This is a genomic window from Streptomyces sp. NPDC007983 (genome assembly GCF_042958345.1).
In the GTDB taxonomy this organism is placed as follows: Bacteria; Actinomycetota; Actinomycetes; order Streptomycetales; family Streptomycetaceae; genus Streptomyces.
In genome coordinates this window covers 266,792-287,843 of the sequence record NZ_JBIBJI010000005.1, presented here as the reverse complement: position 1 = coordinate 287,843, position 21,052 = coordinate 266,792, and the positions used below count along the sequence as shown (strand labels likewise).

Genomic DNA, 21,052 nt, shown 5'->3' with positions numbered 1-21,052 from the left:
TACCCCACCACGCACGGTCGGCTCACCCCTCGATCGTTGCGTTGAAGCACGCGAAGCCAGGGCTCGCCACCCCTCAACACGTACGACTTGACAGGGAACAGACCCGGTCGGTGTAGAGCTTGGTCGTCAACTGGCCGCCGCACCCGCCGAGCAGCAGCCCGCACCAGAACGTGTCGTGCTCGTGCCGGTGGCGGAAGGCGTCCAGCTCGATCGCCTCCAACGGCAGCATCAGCGGCTCCTCCGAGTCCGCGCTACCCAATACCGCGGTCTGGATCTGCCGCCTGTCATCCCGCAAGGAATCCCCACCCCTTCGCCCCAACTCATCGTGTCACCGGCAGCGGTTGATGTGTCCCGGTGGGGAGGGTGCCAGCTCCCACTGACAACCTGTCCTGAACCCTCGGACGCGGGTGTCTGGAGGGGTCAGCCCCTTTTGTCCTCCGCCCTCTGCGCAGCCCTCCCGAGTACGGGTACGGTCGATCAGTTCGACGGCTGGCGGCGGTTGTCGCTGGGCAGTGTTCGGGCGACTCGTTGTCGCATCGCAGGTGGGGGTACCTCAGTGGACAGCACCGAGCAGAAATTAGATCAACAGTTCGCGCAGCTCCAGCATCATGTGGGGGCTTGCCATGCCGAGGTGCTGAAGTGCTCGACCGACGACGACCAGTTCGAGGTGGAGTACGAGCGGCTGGTTGAGGCCGCCGACGAGCTGGTGGAGTTCGAGAAGACGATCCCCGAGCGGATAGCCGAACCGAAGCGGAAGCGCAGCGAGCGCATCGTGGTGTGGTCCTGGCGCGGGCAGGCGGGGGTCGGGGCCGGGCTGATCGCCCTCACCTTTGCCTGGGACCGCTCCTTTGGGTGGCTGTTCCTGTTGGTCCCGCACTTTGTGGGGACCATGGCCGGTTGCTTCCATCAGAAGGTCGATGCCGACAGGCACCTCCACTGCCGCAAGGTGGCCGTCGGCCTGCATGTGGTCGCGGTCCTGGTCGCCCTGGTCAGCCTGAGCCTGATCAGCTTGTGGTTCCTGCCGGCCATCATCCTGGGCTGGATGGTCGTCCTTGGCGCCTCGATGGAGGATTCGGAGACCAGCGGGAAGGCGCGGCCGTGAGCGACGAGTACAGCTACCAGATCCGTCGGCTCACGAACCAGACCAGCTCGGTGGAGAGCGAGCTGCTCTCGTTGCGCTCCGAGCTGGGGGAGGTCGACGACCTCGGCTACGAGCAATCACCACCAACAGGTCGCTGCCGAGCAGACCGACCACGACAGCGGCTGGTGCTCTCCGGAGCCGCGGGAGGCACCGGTTCCTGAGCTCATAGGACCAGGGAGACTCACCGCCCGACTCTGCGCCGCGCGAGTTCCTTGAGCTCCATGCGTGCGGCGGGTGTGCCCGATGGTCCGCGCCAGTAAGGGTGGTCGGCGATCTGTGCTGACAGCTCTTGGAGGCGTCGGCGGTCCGTGGTCGTGCTGGCTGCCGGGCCGGATTCCGCGAGCTGCCAGTACGTGCGGTACCAGGCGGTCTGCGCCTCCGTGAGGTCAGAGGGGAAATCGTTCTGGGTCATGCCCTGATTAGATCGCTTGTTCGAATTCGAAGGCAACAGGGCGCGGCGAACGAAGGGGGCCTGGTCGCGCAGACCTCCCCCGCACATGGCCGTACGACCGGCTGGACGCAGGCCGCCGCCGTCGCCCTGATCGGTGGCACGGGTGCCGCCGGCGCTTTCGCCGACGACAACGGCCCCGCGCCGAAGTCCTCGGTCCAGCTCTCCCAGGGCGAGCGGCAGCTGGACGACACCGCGCAGGACCGCACCGAGGTCAAGGCCGACACGGTCAGCTACAACGAGGCCACCGCCGCCGCGCTGAAGGCCGTGCCCGGCACCGCGACCTCCGCCGAACTCGACACCGCCGACCGCAACGGCTCCCTCATCTGGGAGGTCGACGTCTTCGGCAAGGACCACAAGAACCACGACGTCACCGTTGACGCCGCCAGTGGCAAGGTCCTCAACCAGCATGTGGACCACGACGACAACGACAACCAGGACGACGGCGACGACGGCTGATCAGGCACCAGGTCGCCTGTCTGAGGCCTCCCCCGGAGCCCGAAGGGGCCGCGCCCGCCACTGTCCGGCGGCCGCGGCCCCTTCGTCCGTTCCGGGGGTCGTGCCCGTGGGCATGCGCTCGGCCGCACTCCTGGCCGTAAGGACCGCCGGCCTTCCCCGCCAGGTCGAACGTCAGTGGTCGCCGGAGCGGCACGGTGCTGTCATGGGTAGAGAAGACGTCGTGGGCGAGCCGGCAGGGCCGCGGAGGCCGGCGCACCGCGCGTGGCCCGCCCGGGGCGGCCCGGCCGCGGCCGCCCCGTCGCGAAGCGGAGGAGGCCGATGCCATGCTGCACCGCCGCACGGTCGGGGACGTGATGACCGAGGAGGTCGTCACCTTCCGCCCCGACACGCCGTTCCAGGAGGTCGCCGCCCTGCTGGACGCGAACGACATCGCCGCGGCCCCGGTCCTCGACGACAACGGCGCACCCCTCGGCATGGTGTCCGCGTCCGACGTACTGCGGCACGAGACCGGCAGGCCCGATCCGCAGGGGCAGGACGGGAACGACGACCGCGCCTGGGCCAAGGCCCGGGCCCAGGCCGCGGGCGCGCTCATGAGCAGCCCCGTCTTCACCGCCCGCGCCGACTGGACGATCCCCCGGGCCGCGCGGGAACTGCGCAGGCGGCACGTCAAGCAGCTGCCGGTGGTCGGCGGCGACGGGCTCCTCATCGGCATCATCAGCCGCAGCGACCTCCTCGACGCCTTCCTCCGCTCCGACCTCGAGATCCGCGACGAGGTCGAGCAGGACGTCCTGGGGCGCATCCTCGGCCTGGACGAGGGCACCGTCTCGGTCGCAGTCCGTGACGGGGACGTCACCCTTCGGGGTCACGTCCCGGAACCGCGTCTCATCCCAGTGGTCGTGGGCCTCTGCCAGGGCGTCGACGGTGTCGTCGACGTGGACGCCCACCTCGCCGCCACGGGCTAGGTGGTCCGCCCTGGCTCCCCCTCGACTGCTCCAACACGAGGACCGCAATCGGCAACAGGCGCTCGTCGTGAACGATGATCCGCACTTCGCCGGGTGCGGTCGATATTGGATCGCCGCTGTCGCCTCGCTAAATGATGATGGTCCGGCAGCCCGCCTCACCATTCCGTTGGACCGTCCATAAGCCCGGGGCCCGCAGTTGTGCCCGTTACGTGACGAACGGGTTCGGCTGGGTCAGGGAGCGGTGCCGGGATCGATGCCCTGCGCACGGGCGAGGGCGAACAGGACGCGTTCGATCGCGTCGGGACGGTGCCGATGGTCGTGATGAAGATGTCGCTCCAGGTTTGTGAGTCGGAGCGGGACAGGTCGGCGCTGGGGACCGGCAGGCATGGCGGGGGTAGCGGGGGTTCATCTGCTGGGGTCTCTCGGTGCCGGTGCGGATCGAGGCGGGGGCTGCGAGATCGCCGGTGTGGTGGGCAGCGTCATGCCGCGGATCTGGGGCAGCAGCGGGGTGTTGGGGATGAGGAGGGAGCGGAGTTGGGGGAAGGGGAGGGCTTCGTGGCGCAGGACCAGGCCATCGGTGAGCAACTGTGCGACGGGAGCGGCGAGGTGTGGTGGCAGCCAGGTGGCCGCGGCATGGGCGTCGTCGGCGGCGACGGGCGGGTGAGTGCGCGGTGGACGGGTGAGGAGGGCCTGGTAGAGGCCGGCGGCGTGCTGCAGCGGGGGAAGGCCGACAGCATGGGCGCGCTCACTGGCCTTCTGGGCGCAGCACAGGCCCTTGAGGTCGAGGTCTGCGTAGAGCAGCAGGGTGTCCACGGGGTGGTCGCGCTCGCGGAAGGAGGTCTGGGCGGTGGGCAGGGAGGCGATTAGGTGGTCGCCTTCGCCGAAGCCGAGCCAGCCGACTTGGCTGCGGTCGGGCCAGGTGCCGAGGACGTCGCGCAGGCTGGTGAACGCGGCGGTGTTCTCGACGATGAGCATCCAGGGCGCCGACCCGAGTTCATACATCGCCAGGGGGGCGGGCGTGGGCCGGGCTCGGAGGTGCACGGTGAGGTCCAGCAGTCCTTTGGTGACGAGGTGGCGGCGTTCGATGTTCTTAAGGCGCTTTTCGTCGCCGTACAGCTCGTAGGAGCGGTCGGCCAGCGGGATGATCTCGGCGTCCGGCTGCTCGCGCAGCAGCGCGTTGACCGGGCCGAGCAGGGCGTGGTCGCCCGCGGTCAGGCGCAGGGTGGTGGCGAAGCGCAGCTGCTCGACATAGGCGTGGGGGTGTGTCGGCGGCGGGGTGGCCGGGTGGCAGGCGGGCGTTTGACCCAGCGGGGGCAGGGGTGGGTGGGCGCTGTAGTCCCAGCCGTCGCTTCCCTTGGGCAGGATGGCCAGCCCGCGGTGGGCCAAGGTGCGGGCGGCGTCGGCGAGGATGCGGCGTCGCCGGGGCGAGGCGGCCAGGCTGGAGTCGCCCGCGTCGGCGGCGCCCGCCAGCGCGTCGAAGTCGACGCGCTGGCGGGGCTGCCGGGCGAGGAACGCGGCCATGTGATCGGCGGCGGTCACACGGCATCCTGCTCGGGGGCTTGAGTGTCTGGTTCTGCCTCGGTGCGCAGGACGGTTCGGCGCAGGAGATGGGCAGAGGTGATGCCGTCGTCTTGGGCGCGGGCGACGCCGGCAGCGACGGCGTCGCCGTACCGGTCGAGGATCTGGACGTAGCGCCGTTTAGTGCGCACGTCCACGCCGTTGCGCATGCGGATGATGAGGGGGAAACGGCCCAGGGCAGGCAGATCGTTGGATCCGGTGGTGTAGACGAGCTGGATACCGTGGGCGGCGGCGCGGCGCTGCAGGTCGACGAAGGGCCTGTAGTCGGCCTTCCCGAAGGGATTGTCCAGCACCAGTGTGCCCACTCCGCCGGGGATGCGCCGGTCGCGCTGGGCGGCACGCATCCGGGCAAGCGTGCAGTACAGCAGCACGGACACGGTCAGCAGTTCGCCGCCGCTGAATTTCTGGATCTCGGTGACGGAATGGCGTTCGACGTTGTCCAGGCTCTGTGTCGGCTTGATGATTTTCGCGACGATGTTGCCGTGGCCGCCAAGAGCTGCCAGGACCAGTCGTTTGGCCAGGTCAATCGCCTCAGGCAGGGCGCTGGCCCGTCCGGCGGCCTTGGCCGGCAGGTTGGTGATGAGACGGTCGACCTCGGCGGACAGTCTCCGAGCCAGTTCGTCGCCTGTGGCGCGCTGGCGCAGCTCCAGCGACAGGAACCGCTGGCTGGACCAACTCCCCAGATACTTGGGAAGACGGGAGTGGCGGGCGACTTCTTCCACGCTGTCCAGGACCGCTTCGACTGTGCTCGTACAGGCGTCCACGACGCGGGCCTGGTCCTCGGCGGACTCGGCCAGCAGCGCGACCACCTGCCGTTCGCGCTCCTCGATGTCCTCCAGGAGTGTGGCCAGCCGGGCGGGGGTGGTGAGGTCTTGCTGCAAGGCGCTCGCGCAGCCGTCCGTCGACGATCTGCAGGTACTCCGGCTGTTGTGCGAGCCGTTCCACCTTCTGCACGTCCTTGCGCAGGGAGGTTCTGGCTCTCTCCAGGGCGCGGTCGGCCTGAGTGACCTCGCGGACGAGGGCGTCCTTGATCTGCTCGGCGTCGTGCGGCTGCAGCGACTGCGCGGTCACGGCGGACAGCCCGTGCTGTTCGAGCAGGAGCGCGTCCACAGTCATCTCCGCGGCGCCGTCAGCACCCTGGCCAAGGGCTGGATGGTCGCTTGCCGCACTGAGGGCGCTGACCGATTGCCGAAGCTGCGCGGCGTGGCTGGCTGCCTGGTCGGCGCGCCGGTGGATCTTCTCGGCGTCCAGATGCCGTACCTGGGCGAGGACGCGGTCCTGTTCCAGCAGGTGCTGGGCTTCCTGCAGCTGCTTCTGCGCTTCCTGGGTGCTGTCGATGGCCGGCACCTTGACACCGGGGAAGTCATCGAGGGCGGTGGCCGCCTCTTCGTGGTCCTTGGTGGCCTGCCGCACCAGCAGCCCCGCTTCCGCCTCCGCACGCTCAGCGTCCTTCAGAGTTCTGTCGGCAACGGCGATGCGGGCAGCAAGGTGCTCGGCGTCCATCGTCTCGGCTTGGTCCAGGAGTTCGGTGGCCTGAGCGCGTGCGGCAGAGCCAGCCTCGGCCAGCTTCTGGTTGAGTTTCTTGATGGCGGTTTCGGCGGTGGTGAGCCGCTGTTGCAGGGCGGTGTCGCTGGTGCCTCACAGCAGCAGCCAAGCAGCAGCGGTCGCAGAACAGTGCCGTGCAGGGCGCGGCGGTTGCCGGACAGGGCGTAGCGGCGGGCTGCGAAGCCGTGCTCGAGTTCCTCGTCGATTTCTTCGCAGAGCGGGGCGAGGACATCGGCCGTGGCGGTGTCGGACAGGTAGGGCGGCGAGACTTCGAGCATCAGCTCGCCGATCGCGTGCGCCCTGGGGTTGCGGCAGTCGGTGGGACAGAGCCGCGCCGCAGGCAACCAGGTGGTCCGCGCCACGCGTCTCTCCTTTCACCGGCCCGTGACGGCGCCGGGCACCGCTACCCGACTCATGACCTGGAGAACAACCTTGGCGCACGACGAACGCGACCAGTCCGACGAGCACCCCCAGGCGCCGTGGTGGTGGGGCATCGGCCCGGTGGGGGCCGTCCTCCTCATCGTCACCGGGATCGCCTGGGCGCTGTGGGAGTTCTTGGGAACCGGCGCCGCGAACGACCCGGCGGCTGGCTACCAGGGGAGCAAAGTCGTCGCCATCGGGCTCGTGCTCCTCGGCGCAGTCGTCCTGGAACGCCTCCGCAGTCGTCGTTCGCGTGCGCACGAGGCAGAGGACCGGCAGAACAGCTAGGAGCTGTCCGGCCGATCATGTATCTGTCTCCTGCTCGGCTCCTGTCGTTCGCCGCTCGGCCTCCAGCTGAGGGGCTTCCATTGGGAAGTGGATAGGGCTGAGCAGGTATTGCGCTCGCTCGGGACTCGGCTGGTTGGCGAGTTTCGGCGCGATGGCCGCCCGCAGTTCGCCGATCAGTTCATCCAGTTCCGCCGGGCTGAGCCAGAGCGCATGCTGCCGGTACCCCACCTGGTCGGCCACAGGATCAGCTCCATCGCGGTCGAGATAAGCGGTGAACTCGGCCAGCAGGGCGGTCATTGCGGTGGCGAATACCTGTCGGTGGTCCTTGGGGGTGAGCGTGCGGGCCATCTCAGAGCCGATCACAGCTCGGTCCCGCCGCAGCCGGTAGTGCCGTTGCACCGCGCCGCGCACCCTACGCTCCTCGGCCACCTCCAGAATCCCGCCGCTCACCAGCAGATCGATGTGCCGGTAGACGGTGGCTTTGGAGGCTTCTGGGATGCGCGCGCAGAGCTGAGCGGTGGTCAGCAGCTGGCGCGAGGCTTCGCCGCGCTGCTGCGGGCGGAGCGGTTCGGCGAAATCGTGGCGCTGTTCGCGCCCCCACTGCGGGCCGCAGTCTCGGCCGAGGCCCTGCGGCTCGCGTGGGCGGCCGAGGCTGCCGGAGAAGGCGGCGTCAAAGTGGTTGAGGAGCCGGTGGCCGAGGCCGGCGAGGGCGACCTGGTGCGCCTGCGTATCCCGGTGACCTGCGCACATGGCAGCTTCACCGTGGTCACGTCGGTCGGCGACGACGGTTTATTGCATGGATTGAGACTCGATCTGCACGGCGGCGCCGAGTGGCAGTCACCGCACTATGCGGATGCGGACCGGTTCACCGAGCGGGACGTCCTGCTCGGTACCGGTCCGCTCGCGGTCCCCGGCACGCTCAGCATGCCCGCCGGCCCCGGACCGTGGCCCGCCGTGGTGCTGCTCAGCGGTGGCGGCGCGTTCGACCGGGACGAAAGCAGCGGCCCGAACAAGCCGCTGAAGGACCTCGCCTGGGGACTCGCCTCCCGACGGGTAGCCGTGCTGCGCTTCGATAAGGTGACCTTCGCGCATCCGGATCGTCTGCCATCGGACTTCACCATGGCCGACGAGTACCTGCCCCATGCGCTCGCCGCCGTCCGGCTGCTCCGGCAGCAGCCCGAGGTGGCAGCGGACCGGATCCACCTGCTCGGCCACAGCATGGGCGGCAAGGTGGCCCCCCGGATCGCCGCCGCCGACCCGTCGATCGCGGGCCTGGTGCTGCTCGCCGCGGACACGCAGCCGATGCATGAGGCGGCCGTCCGGGTAGCCCGCTATCTCGCGGAGCTCGCACCCGGTCCGAGCGCGGACGAGGCGGTGTCAGCACTGATCCAGCAGGCCGCGTCGGTGGCGGACCCGGAACTCTCGCCTGACATGCCGTCAAAGCAGCTGCCACTGGGGTTCCCCGCCGCCTATTGGCTCGACCTGCGTGCCTACGACCCAGTGGCCACAGCAGCCCAATTGGGCTGTCCGATGCTGATCCTTCAGGGCGGGCGAGACTACCAAGTGACCATCGCCGACGACCTGACAGGCTGGCAGCGCGCCCTGGCGCACCGGCCCGAGGTGACGATCCGGATCCACGAGGACGCCAACCACCTCTTCTTTACCGGCAGCGGCCAACCCACCCCAGCCGAGTACGCGCGGCCAGGACACGTTGACTCCGCGGTGGTGGACGAGATCGCGACCTGGCTGGCGCGACGGTAGGGGAGGCCATGCCGTATGAGGCAACAGGAACGCGGTGGTCTCACGGATGCCGAGTGGGAACGGCTCCGGCCACACCTGCCGGTGAGCAACAGGCGGTGCGGGTGCTGGCGAGATCATCGACAGGTGATCGACGGGAGGAAGATGCCTGCGATGTGGAGTCCTGCCAGGTAGATGGTGGCGGTCTTCTCGTAGCGGGTGGCGATGCCTCGCCACTGCTTCAGGCGGTTGATGCACCGCTCGACGGTGTTGCGTTGTTTGTAGGTCTCGCGGTCGAAGGCCGGTGGCCTGCCGCCTCGGCGGATCCGGTGACCGCGCTGGTCCACTGGGGCGGGGATCACCGCGCGGATACCGCGCCTGCGCAGATGCTCGCGGATCGCGCGGGAGGAGTACGCCTTGTCGGCCATGCCCACGTCCGGCCTGGTGCGGGGCCGTTCACGGCGCCGGGGAACGCGCAGCTCGTCCTCACCGTCTGATCCCGTCGTGGCCTGGTCTCCCAGTGGCCCGTGCTGCGTACGCTGATCAGCCACGTCCCCGTAACGGTGGCTTTGTCCTCGTTGATCGAAGAGCAGTCAAGGCAGACATGGAGGTAGCGATGAGGGTCGTGTTCGTGCATGGGGCGTGCGTGCGGGACGGGTCGTGGTGGTGGCACCGCACCGCCGAGCTGCTGCGGGGGCGAGGGGTGCTGAGCGTGGCCCCGGCGCTGCCGAGCTGCGGCGAGGCGGGCCTGCCCGGAGGCGCCGGCGGTCCGGGCCTGCCCGAGGACGTCGCGGCGGTGCGGCAGGCGCTGCTGGACAGCGATGAGCCGACCGTTGTGGTCGCCCACAGCTACGGCGGCATCATCACCGCGGAAGCCGCCGCGGGCGTCGCGTCGGTACGCCACCTGGTGATGGTCTCCAGCTACCTGCCCGAGGTCGGGCAGAGCCTGTCGGAGTTCGGGAGCGGCCGCCCCGCCCCGTTCCTCGACGTCGATCCCGACGACGGCACCTTCGGGGTCCGCCCCGAGCTGCTCGTGGACACGTTCCTGCAGGACTGCGACCCCGCGATCCAGGCACAGGCGGCGGACCACCTCGCCCGGCAGAGCGTGCGGGTGACCGCGCAGCCGGTCGGGGCGGCCGCATGGCAGCAGGTGCCCTCGACGTACCTCCTCTGCGCCCAGGACCGGGGCACCCCGCCGCGCCTCCAGCGCGAGTTCGCCCGCCGGGCCGACAGCGTCGTCGAACTCGACGCCGGCCACCACCCGTTCCTGTCCCAGCCCGCCGCGGTCCGGGACCTGCTGCTGAGCCTGTGACGGCAGCGCGGACGAGCCGGGCCGGCGATTCGAGGACCAAGTGCGCCTGCCGACGGCCGGCGGCACCGGTCACTGCGATGGTGGGCGGGCCCCTGAGTGTCCTGGTAGCAGCGAAGCCAGCAGCTCGGTGAACTGCGAGGTCACCCACGGGAGCCGACGGCCGAGCATCGTCTGGACCTGCGCCTCGCGCTGCCGGAAGACCGGGTGGTCGATCGGGACGTACGCGACGCCCTCCGCGGAGGCGCACTCGCCCAGGTCGCCCAGGTCGCCGAGATCGCCGACGAGAGCCAGCCCGCCCCCGGAGCGTACGAACTCGTACTGTGGGGCGAGGCCGTCGCAGACCAGGGCCGGGCGGACGGAAAGACCCTCCAGACGGACGCCGATGTCGAAGAGTTCACGCTGGCTGGAGCCGGTCGGGCTGAGCGTCAGCGGATACGCGCACAGCTCCGGCAGGGTGATCCGCTCCCGCCCGGCCAGTTCGTGGCCGAGCGGGACGATCGCGGCCACCGGGATGACGACGGCGCACTCCACACGCACATCGTGCTGCGGGCCCATGGCGTAGGTGGCGGCGACGTCGACGATCCCGTCGGCCACCCGTCGCGTCGCCTCCTGCCGGGACACGATGTCGAGGCGGAAGGTCACGTCCGGATGCCGGCGCCGGAAGGCGGCCATCGCACCCGGTACGACACGGCGCGCGAATCCCTGGGAGCAGGCGACGGCGACACAGCGAACATCGGCTCCTTGCCCTGTGCGCAGCTCCTCGACGAGCGCGGCCGATTCGATCTCGCTGCGGCGAGCGTGCGCCAGCAGCCGCGAGCCCGCGTCGGTCACGGTCATCCCGCGGGGATGACGGATGAAGAGCGGCACCCCGATCTCGGCCTCCAGCTTGGCTATCTGACGACTTATCGCCGACGGGGCGACGTTCAGGATGTGGGCGGCCTCGCTGACCGATCCAGCCCTTGCCACCTCCAGGAAATACACGAGGTTGACCGGAACCAGCGGCATGTCGCCCCCTTCTTCAGCTCCCACGCGTGTTGCCGTCGCCACAGCGCGCCCTGCACTCACCACGGCACACCTGGCCCTTTGACGAGATGAGAACGCCCCACATCGCAAACGGCAATAGCCGTTGGCCGGTTGTCGACCTACGCTTCAAAGCCAACCCCCGTCCTCCGCGCGCAGTCCACCGACGTACCGCGCTGCCCTCTCCGTGTTCGCCGCGTCCGCCGCGCCCACCGTGCGAGCTGTGTCCACCGTGTGCGCCGTGTCCGATCATGCCCTGGTCCAGGGCGATATCCAGGAGAAACACCGCTGTGTTGCCTGCGCAACTGCGCCGCAAAGCCGAGGAGTTCATCGACTCGGATGCCTTCTTCGCCGAACCGGGCGCCATGGCCGCCCGAGCGACCCTTGCCGTCAGGGCATGCCTCACCGAGGTCCGGGTGCCGGCCCTCGACGATCCCGGGTGCTCCGCGCCGACGTACGGCGACGACGAACCGCAGGGCGGACCGTTGCTCGTCGGCGGGCGCGTCGAGGCGCCCGCGCTGAGGGTCTGACATCGCGGAAATCCGGTATTCGCTGCCGGGGTGCCGGCGGTCAGGAAAGAGGAAGATGTCCACGCGCTTCTCGAAGAGTGCCCATACCCACCCCATGGCTACCGCGCCGACCGGGCCCGAAACTCTCGTCGTGCTGTCCGCCAGGACACCCCGAACGCTGGATGCCGCGGCCGCCGACGTGGCCGCACGCCTGCGCCGGTTGCCGGAGGCCGACCTGGCGGCCGCCGCCTACACGCTCGCCACCGGGCGCCGGGCCCACCGGCACCGCCGTGCGGTGCTCTGCCACGACCCCGGTGAGGCCGCCCGGCTGCTGGAGGAGCCGCCGTCCGACGGCCACACCGGCGCGGTCGCCGTCGATGGCCCCGGCTCGCTGGTGTTCGAGCTTCCCGGCGACGTGCCCGACGTCGAACGCCTGGCGGCCGAGGCCGCCCGCGCCCACCCCCGCTTCGCCACATACCACCAGTCGTGCCGCCGCGCCGGGGCCTTCCGGCACGGTGGCCGGGGAGCCGTCTTCGCCTTCGAGTACGCGATGGCGCGGCTGTGGCTGCACTGGGGACTGCGGCCACGTGCCATCCACGCGAGCGGCGTCGGCGAGATCGCCGCCGCCTGCGTCAGTGGCGCGCTGGGCCTGGCCAAGTCGGTGGCACTGCTCGACGGTGCGAAGCCGCCCGCCGACGGGCGCACACGTTCCTTCCGTATCCCCGTCGAGTCCCTCGACCAGGCCGGTCCCGAGGCGGGCGACGTGGCGCTGCGGGCGGGTGGCGGCTCCCCGCTGGAGGCGCTGCGTCAGGCTTGGCTCGCCGGTGCGCAGGTGGACTGGGAGAACGTTTACGACGGCCAGGAGCGCCGCCGGATCCGGCTGCCCGCGCGCCCGGCCGCCTCCCAGCCGAGGAGCGCGGGCAGCCCCCGCGGCGGCCGGGGCGCCCCGGCCGCCGCGCACCGCGGGGCGGGTGCGGACGGAGCGGGCACGGACGGGGCCGAGGTGCTGCCCTGGGTGCTGTCGGCGTCGTCGGCCGCGGCTCTCAAGGCGCGGGCCGCCGAGCTGAGCTCCGCCGCTGAGCGCGAGCCCGGGCGGTCGCCGCTGGACCTCGGCCGGTCCCTGGTCGCCGAAAACGCCGCCGCGGCCGGGTCCGTTCACCGTGCGGTGGTGCTCGGCCGCGACCGCGAGGACTTCCTGCGGGGCCTCACCGCACTCTGCTCCGACCGGCCGGCCGCCGGGATGATCCGCGGCACGGCGTCGGTGAGCGATGGCCGCATCGTCCTCGTCTTCCCCGGCCAGGGCACTCAGTGGCAAGGCATGGCCGCCGACCTGCTGGAGTCCTGCCCGGCCTTCCGCGAGGAGGCCGAGGCGTGCGTCGAAGCCTTCGCACCGCACCTCGACTGGTCGTTGACGGACCTGCTGCACGACCGGCCCGGGGCGGCCTCGCTGCAACGCGTTGACGTGGTGCAGCCCGCGCTGTTCACGATCATGGTGTCCCTGGCCGCGCTGCTGCGGTCCTGGGGCGTGCGGCCCGACGCGGTGATCGGGCACAGCCTCGGCGAAGTGGCCGCCGCGTACGTCTGCGGCGCCCTTTCGCTTCAGGACGCGGCCACGGTCGCCGCGCAGTGGAGCAAGGCCCAGGCGACCCTGGTCGGCGCCGGGGACATGGCCTCCGTCGAACTCCCGGCGGAGGCACTGCGCGACCGGCTGGCCGGCTACGACGGCCGGCTCGGGCTGGCCGCGGTCAACGGGCCGGACTGGGTGCTGGTCTCCGGCGGCCAGCAGGACGTGGCGCAGCTGGTGGAAGAGCTCACGGCCGAGGGCGTACGGGCCCGGTTGATCAACGTGGGACTGGCCGCGCACTCCGCGCACATCGACGCCATCACCGACCGCATGACGCGGGATCTGGCGTCGCTCACACCGCGCCCCGCCCGGGTGCCCTTCCGCTCGTCCGTCACCGGCGAGCTGCTGAACGGCACCGAGCTGGACGCCGCTTACTGGTGCCGCAATCTGCGCGGTACGGTCGAGTTCGCACGGACCGTGCGCGCCCAGGTGGAGGCGGGCTATCGGACGTTCCTGGAGCTCAGCCCCCATCCGGCGCTGACCATGGGCGTCACGAACACCCTTGAGGCCGCGGACGCCGAGTTCGACAGCGTGGTCATGGGATCCCTCCGGCGTGACCGCGACGGGCGGACCGCGCTGCTGTCCGCCCTGGCCGGTTTGTACGTGCGCGGCGTTCCGGTGGACTGGGCCGGGCCCTTGGGCGGGACCCCGGCTTCCGCCCCGACCGCGGTGACCGCCGCAGCTGCCGCCCCGGTGCCCGCGGACCGTGCCGAGGAGCCGGAGGACGAGGACACCGGGCCGCTCGGGCGGCTGGCCGGGATGCCCGAGGCCGCGGCCGAACGTATGGTCCTGGAGCTGATCGGCTCCCATGTGGCCGCGCTGCTGGGCGTCGGGTCGCCCGATGAGGTGGCACCGAGCTGGGCGGGCCGGTCTCTCGGTGCCCTGGGGTTCACCTCGCTGCTGGCTGTCGACCTGCGGGACCGGCTGACCCAGGACACCGGCCTGCGGCTGCCCCGCACCCTGGTGTTCGACCACCCGGTCCCGCGCGCCCTGGCCCGTTTCCTGGCCGGTGAGCTGCGCGACGCCCCCGCCGGTACGGCGCCCGGCCGGCCCGCCCCCGAGGCGGCCGCCCCGGCAACCGCCGTCTCCGCGGACGCCGCATCCCCAGCCGCCGTCCCGCAGGCCGCGGAGCCCCCCGCCGCGGCCGGTCTCCCGGACGGCGCCATCGCCATCGTGGGCCTGGCGGCCCGGCTCCCGGGGGCCAGGGACCTGGAGGAGTACTGGGACCTGCTGAGCGGCGGCCGGGAGGCGATAGCCCGCTTCGACGACGAGGAACTCGCCGCGGCGGGCGTGCCCGAGGAGCTGATCCGCGACCCGGCTTACGTGAAGGCGTTCGGCGCGCTGCACGACGCGGAGATGTTCGACGCCGCCTTCTTCGGGCTGACCCCGGCCGAGGCGGAACTGACCGATCCTCAGCACCGGCTGTTCCTGCAGACGTGCCATGCCGCGCTTGAGCACGCCGGCTGCGACGCCGCGCGGCACCCGGGGACGATCAGTGTCTTCGGCGGCGCGGCCAACAACGCGTACCTGCAGCACAACGTGCTGGGCGCCACCGATCAGAGCACCACCTCGCAGTACTTCCGCGTCCTGTTCGGGAACGACAAGGACTACCTGGCCACCCGGGTGGCCTACAAGCTGGACCTGAAGGGCCCCAGCTACACCGTCCAGACGGCCTGCTCCACCTCGCTGGTCGCCCTCCACCTCGCCTGCCAGGCGCTGCGGGCCGGGGAGTGCGACCTCGCGCTGGCGGGCGGCGTGTCGGTGCGGATACCCGAGGCCAAGGGCCATCTGTACGAGGAGGGCGCCATCCTGTCGGCCGACGGGCAGGTCCGTGCCTTCGACGCCGACGCGAGCGGCACGGTGTTCGGCAACGGCGCGGGCGTCCTGGCACTGAAAAGGCTGACGGACGCCGTGGCCGACGGCGACACCGTGCACGCGGTGATCCGGGGCGTGGCGACCAACAACGACGGTGCCGGGAAGGTCAGCTATGCGGCGCCGGCCCGGGACGGGCAGGCAGAGGTCGTCGCCAAGGCCCAGGCCGCCGCCGGGACCGACGCCCGGACGATCACCTACGTGGAGGCGCACGGCACGGGCACCACCCTGGGCGACCCGGTGGAGGTGGCGGCGCTCACCCAGGCGTTCCGCCACACCACACAGGACAACGGGTACTGCGCGATCGGCTCGGTCAAGCCGAACATCGGGCACCTGGACGCCGCGTCCGGCGTGGCCGGCGTCATCAAGGTCGTGCTGATGATGCGGCACCGCACCATCGTGCCGAGCATCAACTTCCAGCGCCCGAACCCTGCCATCGACTTCGAGGACACCCCCTTCCGGGTCGCCGACGAGCTGCGTCCGTGGCCGGCGAACGGAAGTCCCCGCCGGGCCGGGGTCAGCTCCTTCGGCGTCGGCGGCACCAACGCCCACGCCGTACTGGAGGAGGCGCCGCCGCGCGAGCCGTCCGGACCGTCCCGTCCCGAGCAGTTGCTGCTGCTGTCCGCCGCGACGCCGTCCGCACTGGACCGGGCCGCCGCCCGGCTCGCCGGTCACCTGCGCCGCGACACCGGTGTGCCGCTGGCGGACGTCGCCTACACCCTCGCGGTCGGCCGCACGGCGCACCGCTTCCGGCTCGGGCTGCTGTGCCGTGACACCGACGAGGCCGTAACGCTGCTGGAGGACCGGGCGGCGCGGGAGAGCCACACCGCGCAGACCGGCTACGCGCCGCCCGCGGCGGCCTTCGCCTTCCCGGCCCTGGACGGCCCCGATGAGCGGCAGTGTGCCGAACTCGCCGCCGCCGAGCCCGCCTTCGCCGAGGCGTACGAGGCGTGCGCGGCGGCCGGAGCACTCGGACACGGCCCGCGCGGCCTGGCGTTCACGTACCAGTACGCCCTGGCCGGGCTCTGGGAGGACTGGGGCCTGCGGCCGGAGACCTTCTTCGCGGAGGGCGCCGGTGAGCTGGTGGCCCACTGCCGGGCCGGCGCCCTCCGGCTCGACGAGGCGATCCGCGCGCTCGCCGCCTCCGGCGGGAGCGGCACCGCACCGGCGCGGCGCGCGCCCCGACTGCCGGTGTTGCCGTACGCGCAGGCCGAAGCCGCCGCGGGGGCCGGGGTGGTTCTGGTGGCCGGGCACGGCTCTGCGCCGGCCGCGCTGAGGGACGCCTGGCTGCGCGGTGCGGAGGTGGACTGGGAGCGTTTCCACCGGGGCCAGCGGCGCCACCGGGTACCGCTGCCGACCTACCCGTTCGAGGGGCGCCGCCACTGGCTGGAGCCCACCGCCCCCGCACCGGCCGGCTCCGGGGAGCCTGGCCCGCGGCTGCGTACGGTCCCGGACCCGGCCGGCTCCGGACGGGCTTGTGCGGAGGTCACTCTCACCACCGCCGAGCCGTTCCTGGCCGACCACACCGTCGCGGGCGCGGCCGTGCTGCCCGCTGCGGTCCACCTGGAACTGGCGCGGGCCGCCGGGGAGGCGGCGGTCGGTGCGAAGATCGGCGTACTGCGGGACGTCGCCTTCGAGCGGATGCTCTCCTTCCGGGGCGGCGCCCGCACGCTGCGGGTGGTTCTGGAGCCGCACGGCGGGGCGCGGAGCTTCACCGTGACGGCGGACGGCGCACCGGACGCCGAGGACGGCGAGGACGGCGAGGACGCCGAGGACGGCGCGGGCGCCGAAGCGGTGTACTCGCGCGGCGAGCTGCTCGTCATGGACAGTGCCGGTGCCTCCACCGCGGATGCCCCGCGGCGCCTCGGACTGGACGCCCTGCGGCGGCGCTGCCCGAGCAGGGCCGAGCCCGCCACCTGCTACGGCCTGCTCCGCGAACGCGGGGTGCGGCACGGCCCGAGCCTGCGCGCGCTGCGGGAGTTCGCGCACCGCGCCGGCCACGAGGCCGTCGGCGTCCTCGACCTGGCGGACACCGGTGCCGCCACGCCGGACGGCGGCTTCGGCCCGTCCGGGGCGTTCGTCCTGCCTCCGGCGCTGCTCGACGGCGCCCTCCAGGTGGCGGCCTGCCTGCTCGCCGCATCCGGCGAGGACGACGGCGCCGCGTACCTGCCGATACGACTCGGCGCGCTGCACCTGCACGCCGACCTGACGGGCCGGTGCACCGTGCACGTCACGCGGTCCTCCGGCGGCCCCGGGGACCAGGTCGTACGCTTCGACCTCGCCCTGGCCCATGACGACGGCACCGTGGCGGTCCACCTGACGGACCTGGTCCTGCGCCGGCTGCCGGCGGGCGCGGGGACCCCGGCAGCGGCGCCCCGGCAGGAGGCCGTCGGCGGCCCCGCTCCCGTGTTCCTGCGCGGTCACTGGGAGGCCGCGCCCCTCGGCCCCGCGGCCGGCGCTCCCGGCGGCCCGTTCCTGCTGCTCGCGGACGCGGATGCGGAAGCGGCCCGCCGGGCCCTGGAACAGGCGTTGCGGGACACCGGCGAGCCGGACACCCCGGTGGTCCTGGTGACCCCGGGACCGGCCTTTCGCCGCGACGACGCCCGTACCTACCGGGTCGCCCCCGAGCGGCCCGACGACTTCACCGGCCTGATGGCGGCGCTGGCCGCCGACGGCATCACACCCCGCCGGATCCTTCACGCGTGGAGCCGCCCGGCGCCGCCCGCCGACGCCTTCGGCACCGGCCTGATCGACCTGGGCGTCGGCTCGCTGTTCCACCTCACCAAGGCCCTGCTGGGCCGGCGGCCGGTGGCCGCGGTCCGGCTGCTGTTCGCGCATCCCCTGGGTGCCGTCCCGGGCGGCCCGGACCAGGCCGTACCGGTGCACGAGGCGGTCGCGGCCTTCGCAAGGACCGCGCGGCTGGAGAACCCGGCGCTGGAGTACCGAGTGGCTGCCCTCGCCCCGGACACCCTCACCGCTCAGCTGCCGGTGCTGCTCCGCGAGTTCGGTACGGACACCGGCCGGGAGGCCGAGGTCCGCTACGAGCGGGACCAGCGCCTGGTCCGCCGGTACCGCCCGGTGGACCCGCCGGCCCAGGACACCGGAGGAGCGGCGCTGCGGAACGGCGGCGTCTACCTGATCACCGGCGGCGGCGGGGGGATCGGGCTGCTGCTCGCCGAGCACCTGGCCCGACGGGTGCGCGCGAACCTGGTCCTGGTCGGCCGCTCCGAGCCGGACCCGGGCACCCGGGCGCGCCTGGAGGCGATCGCCGCAGCCGGGGGCTCGGCGCGCTATCTGCGGGCGGACGTCTCGCGGGAGGACGACGTACGAGCCGTGCTCGCCGCCGTCGAGGCCGACCACGGGACGCTGAACGGCGTGGTGCACGCCGCCGGAGTACTGCGGGACTCCTTCCTGGCCGCCAAGTCGCCGCAGGACCTGTCGGCGGTGCTGGCGCCCAAGGTCCACGGCACGGTCCACCTCGACCGGCTGACCGCCCACCACCCGCTGGACTTCTTCGCGGCGTTCTCGTCCGTCGCGGCCCCGCTCGGCAACGTCGGCCAGGCCGACTACGCGTACGCCAACGCCTTCATGGACGCCGCTCTGGCGCACCGCGAACGGCTGGTGGCGGACGGGCGGCGCAACGGCAGGTCGGTGTCGATCGCCTGGCCGCTGTGGCGGGATGGCGGGATGGCGCCCGACGAGGCGTCCGCCGCGGAGCTGGAACGGCGCCTGGGCTCCGCGGCACTGCCCGCACCGGTCGGCCTGACCGCCTTCGAAACCGCCCTCACCCTCCCCGGCGGTGCCGTGCTGGTCGCGCTCGGCGACACCGGGACCGTACAGGCCGCCCTGTCACCGGCCGAGAGCCCCGCGGCGCGGCCGAGGACGGCGGAACCGGACGTGCCCCAGGCCCCCGCCGCACGCTCCGAGGCGGCGGCCGACCCCCGGGCGGTGGCCGAGAACCTGCTGCGGGAGACCCTCGCCGCGCGGACCAAGCTCGATCCGGCGGCCATGGACGCGCAGGCCCCGCTGGACCGCTACGGCATCGACTCGCTGCTGATCGTCCGGCTCAACGGCGACTTGGAGGAGACCTTCGGGGAGCTGTCGAAGACGCTGTTCTTCGAGTACACCACCCTGGCCGAGCTGGCCGGCTACTTCGCCGACCACCATGCGGACCGGCTTCGTGAACTGGCGCCCGTCGACCGGCCGGAGCCCGCACCGGCGGCCCCGGCGCCCCGCGAGCAGGCCCCCGCGGTCCCGGCCCCCGCCGTCCCGGCCCGCGCGGACGGCGCGGACGGCGCGGACGGCCATCCCGTGGACGAGGACGAGGACGCCATCGCCGTGATCGGGTTGAGCGGCCGTTACCCGATGGCCGCCGACCTGGGGGAGTTCTGGCAGAACCTGGAGAGCGGCCGTGACTGCGTGACCGAGATACCGGGCGATCGCTGGGACCACAGCCGCTATTTCGAGGACGGCCCCCCGGCCCCCGGCCGCGCCTCCACCAAATGGGGCGGGTTCCTCGACGACGTGGACCGGTTCGATCCGCTGTTCTTCGGCATCTCGCCGCGCGAGGCCGAGCTGATGGACCCCCAGGAACGGATGTTCCTGCAGACCGCCTGGCATGCGGTGGAGGACGCCGGATACCGGCGCGCCGACCTCGCCGGCCGCCAGGTCGGGGTGTTCGCCGCGGCGATGTACGCCGAATACCAGTTGTTCGGCGCGGCCGCCCTGGCGCATGGCGATGGGCCGGTGGCGGCCTCGCTGCACGCCTCGATCGCCAACCGGGTCTCCTACGTTCTCGATCTGAGGGGGCCGAGCCTGGCGGTCGACACCATGTGCTCCTCCTCGCTCACCGCCATCCAGCTGGCTTGCCAGAGCCTGCGCGGCGGCGACAGCGAGCTGGCGATCGCGGGCGGGGTCAACCTCTCCCTGCACCCGCACAAGTACGTGTACCTCAGCCAGGGCCGGTTCGTGTCGGCCGACGGCCGCTGCCGTTCCTTCGGCGCGGACGGCACCGGCTACGTGCCGGGCGAGGGCGTCGGAGCCGTACTGCTCAAGCCGCTGCGCCGGGCCCTGGCGGACGGCGACCACATCCACGGCGTCATCCTCGGCGAGGCGGTCAACCACGGCGGCCGGACCAACGGCTACACCGTGCCCAGCCCCCATGCCCAGCAGCGGGTGATCGAGCAGGCCATGCGCCGGGCCCGCACCTCCCCGCGCGACATCGGCTACGTCGAGGCCCACGGCACCGGCACCTCGCTCGGCGACCCGATCGAGATCACCGGTCTGCGCAAGGCGTACGAGGCCCTCCAGCGGGAGCAGGGGGCGGACGGGGACCTGCCGCACCTCCCCATCGGCTCGCTCAAGTCGAACGTCGGCCACCTGGAGGCCGCGGCGGGCATCGCGGGCCTCACCAAGGTGCTTCTGCAGTTCCGGCACGGCCGGCTGGTGCCGTCCCTGCACTCGCAGCGGCTCAACCCGAACATCGACTTCGCCGGCTCGCCCTTCCGCGTACAGCGTGAACTCGCCGAGTGGGAGCCGCAGACCGGGGACGGCGGCGCGCCCGGGCCGCGCCGGGCCGCTCTCAGCTCCTTCGGCGCCGGGGGCTCCAACGCCCACCTGGTCCTGGCCGAACCGCCCCGCACCGGGGCCCAGGACGCCGCGGCGGTCCCGGCCGCCGAGCAGCGCACCTCCGAGCCGCTGCTGTACGTGCTGTCCGCGTGGGACGAGGAGCGGCTGCGCGAGTACGCCGGCCGGCTCGGCCGGTTCCTGCACACCGCGCGGGTCGCCCTGCCCGATGTCGCCCACACCCTCAGGTGCGGCCGCGAGCCCATGGCCGAGCGGCTCGCCGTGGTCGGCGCCGAGGGCCCGGCCGTCGCCAGGGCGCTGCTCGCGTTCGCCGAGGGAGCCGCCGCCCCGGCGGGGCTGTGGCACGGACGGGCCGGAGCCGCGGCGACCGCGGACCCGGCAGCCGCCGACACCGGCCCGGCAGCCCTGGCCCGCCGGTGGATCGCCGGGGAGGACCCCGGCGACGAGGCGTGGGGCGGGGGGGGGGGCCCGCCCGGCCGCCCGCGGGGGCGCCGCCCCCCCGCCCGGGCGCGCCGACCCCCCCCCCGCGCGCCGGGGGAGGGGGGGGGCCC

General features: G+C 72.6%; 15 protein-coding genes and 1 pseudogene. 10 read left to right on the top strand and 6 right to left on the bottom strand.

Going from position 1 to position 21,052, the window contains the following annotated elements; translation table 11 throughout:
• Window positions 1-73: 73 nt before the first annotated feature.
• The gene (locus ACFZCY_RS18165; protein ID WP_391174289.1) at window positions 74-229 is read right to left on the bottom strand and encodes a hypothetical protein; all 156 of its coding nucleotides are present in this window, start codon (window positions 227-229) and stop codon (window positions 74-76) included.
• 327 nt (window positions 230-556) lie between these two features.
• On the opposite strand from ACFZCY_RS18165, the gene ACFZCY_RS18160 reads away from it, so the two are divergent.
• The 4 genes from ACFZCY_RS18160 to ACFZCY_RS18145 all read left to right on the top strand — a co-directional run bounded on the left by ACFZCY_RS18160 (window position 557) and on the right by ACFZCY_RS18145 (window position 3,010).
• Entirely contained in the window at window positions 557-1,102 is a 546-nt protein-coding gene (locus tag ACFZCY_RS18160) for a hypothetical protein (RefSeq protein WP_391174286.1), read from the top strand.
• Window positions 1,099-1,302 (top strand): hypothetical protein, encoded by a 204-nt coding sequence (locus tag ACFZCY_RS18155; RefSeq protein ID WP_391174284.1) that lies wholly within the window; start codon window positions 1,099-1,101, stop codon window positions 1,300-1,302. Before ACFZCY_RS18160 ends, ACFZCY_RS18155 begins: the two co-directional genes overlap by 4 nt.
• Window positions 1,303-1,430: 128 nt before the next feature.
• A complete protein-coding gene (locus tag ACFZCY_RS18150; protein WP_391174281.1) occupies window positions 1,431-2,048 on the top strand; it encodes a PepSY domain-containing protein in 618 nt (205 codons plus the stop codon).
• A gap of 323 nt (window positions 2,049-2,371) precedes the next feature.
• Complete coding sequence (locus ACFZCY_RS18145) at window positions 2,372-3,010, top strand: CBS domain-containing protein (RefSeq protein WP_391174279.1); 639 nt, start codon at window positions 2,372-2,374, stop codon at window positions 3,008-3,010.
• A gap of 405 nt (window positions 3,011-3,415) precedes the next feature.
• On the opposite strand, the gene ACFZCY_RS18140 is transcribed toward ACFZCY_RS18145, so the two are convergent.
• Together ACFZCY_RS18140 and ACFZCY_RS18135 are read right to left on the bottom strand one after the other, a co-directional pair.
• Window positions 3,416-4,549 (bottom strand): hypothetical protein, encoded by a 1,134-nt coding sequence (locus ACFZCY_RS18140; protein WP_391174275.1) that lies wholly within the window; start codon window positions 4,547-4,549, stop codon window positions 3,416-3,418.
• Window positions 4,546-5,397, bottom strand: coding sequence for a hypothetical protein (locus ACFZCY_RS18135; RefSeq protein WP_391174273.1), 852 nt, complete (start codon window positions 5,395-5,397; stop codon window positions 4,546-4,548). Before ACFZCY_RS18135 ends, ACFZCY_RS18140 begins: the two co-directional genes overlap by 4 nt.
• A 34-nt stretch (window positions 5,398-5,431) precedes the next feature.
• On the opposite strand from ACFZCY_RS18135, the gene ACFZCY_RS18130 reads away from it, so the two are divergent.
• Window positions 5,432-6,301, top strand: a complete 870-nt coding sequence (locus tag ACFZCY_RS18130; RefSeq protein WP_391174270.1) for a hypothetical protein — start codon at window positions 5,432-5,434, stop codon at window positions 6,299-6,301.
• A gap of 264 nt (window positions 6,302-6,565) precedes the next feature.
• A complete protein-coding gene (locus tag ACFZCY_RS18125; RefSeq protein ID WP_391174267.1) occupies window positions 6,566-6,841 on the top strand; it encodes a hypothetical protein in 276 nt (91 codons plus the stop codon).
• Window positions 6,842-6,856: 15 nt separating this feature from the next.
• Here the strand turns inward: ACFZCY_RS18125 and ACFZCY_RS18120 are convergent, their stop codons facing one another.
• The gene (locus ACFZCY_RS18120; protein WP_391174265.1) at window positions 6,857-7,252 is read right to left on the bottom strand and encodes a hypothetical protein; all 396 of its coding nucleotides are present in this window, start codon (window positions 7,250-7,252) and stop codon (window positions 6,857-6,859) included.
• Between ACFZCY_RS18120 and ACFZCY_RS18115 the strand changes: the two genes are divergently transcribed.
• Entirely contained in the window at window positions 7,235-8,602 is a 1,368-nt protein-coding gene (locus tag ACFZCY_RS18115) for an alpha/beta fold hydrolase (protein WP_391174262.1), read from the top strand. The two genes, ACFZCY_RS18120 and ACFZCY_RS18115, sit on opposite strands and share 18 nt — an antisense overlap.
• A 40-nt stretch (window positions 8,603-8,642) precedes the next feature.
• Here ACFZCY_RS18115 and ACFZCY_RS18110 read toward each other — a convergent pair.
• Window positions 8,643-9,063, bottom strand: a pseudogene (locus ACFZCY_RS18110) (transposase); the annotation flags it as partial.
• Between the two features lie 131 nt (window positions 9,064-9,194).
• Between ACFZCY_RS18110 and ACFZCY_RS18105 the strand changes: the two are divergent.
• Window positions 9,195-9,890 carry an alpha/beta fold hydrolase gene (locus tag ACFZCY_RS18105; RefSeq protein ID WP_391174260.1) on the top strand — a complete coding sequence of 232 codons (696 nt, stop codon included), beginning with the start codon at window positions 9,195-9,197 and terminating at the stop codon, window positions 9,888-9,890.
• A gap of 69 nt (window positions 9,891-9,959) precedes the next feature.
• On the opposite strand, the gene ACFZCY_RS18100 is transcribed toward ACFZCY_RS18105, so the two are convergent.
• The gene (locus ACFZCY_RS18100; protein ID WP_391174257.1) at window positions 9,960-10,895 is read right to left on the bottom strand and encodes a LysR substrate-binding domain-containing protein; all 936 of its coding nucleotides are present in this window, start codon (window positions 10,893-10,895) and stop codon (window positions 9,960-9,962) included.
• Between the two features lie 305 nt (window positions 10,896-11,200).
• Here ACFZCY_RS18100 and ACFZCY_RS18095 point away from each other — a divergent pair, with 305 nt between their 5' ends.
• On the top strand, window positions 11,201-11,440 hold the full coding sequence (locus ACFZCY_RS18095) for a hypothetical protein (protein ID WP_391174254.1): 240 nt from the start codon (window positions 11,201-11,203) through the stop codon (window positions 11,438-11,440).
• 94 nt (window positions 11,441-11,534) lie between these two features.
• The coding region (locus ACFZCY_RS18090; RefSeq protein WP_391174252.1) for an SDR family NAD(P)-dependent oxidoreductase at window positions 11,535-21,052 on the top strand (9,518 nt) is incomplete at its 3' end.

Bases quoted from the DNA above. Each gene is read 5' to 3' on its own strand.
- ACFZCY_RS18100 (WP_391174257.1), bottom strand. From the start codon at position 10,895: ATGCCGCTGGTTCCGGTCAACCTCGTGTATTTCCTGGAGGTGGCAAGG.
- ACFZCY_RS18145 (WP_391174279.1), top strand. From the start codon at position 2,372: ATGCTGCACCGCCGCACGGTCGGGGACGTGATGACCGAGGAGGTCGTC.
- ACFZCY_RS18105 (WP_391174260.1), top strand. From the start codon at position 9,195: ATGAGGGTCGTGTTCGTGCATGGGGCGTGCGTGCGGGACGGGTCGTGG.
- ACFZCY_RS18165 (WP_391174289.1), bottom strand. From the start codon at position 229: ATGCTGCCGTTGGAGGCGATCGAGCTGGACGCCTTCCGCCACCGGCAC.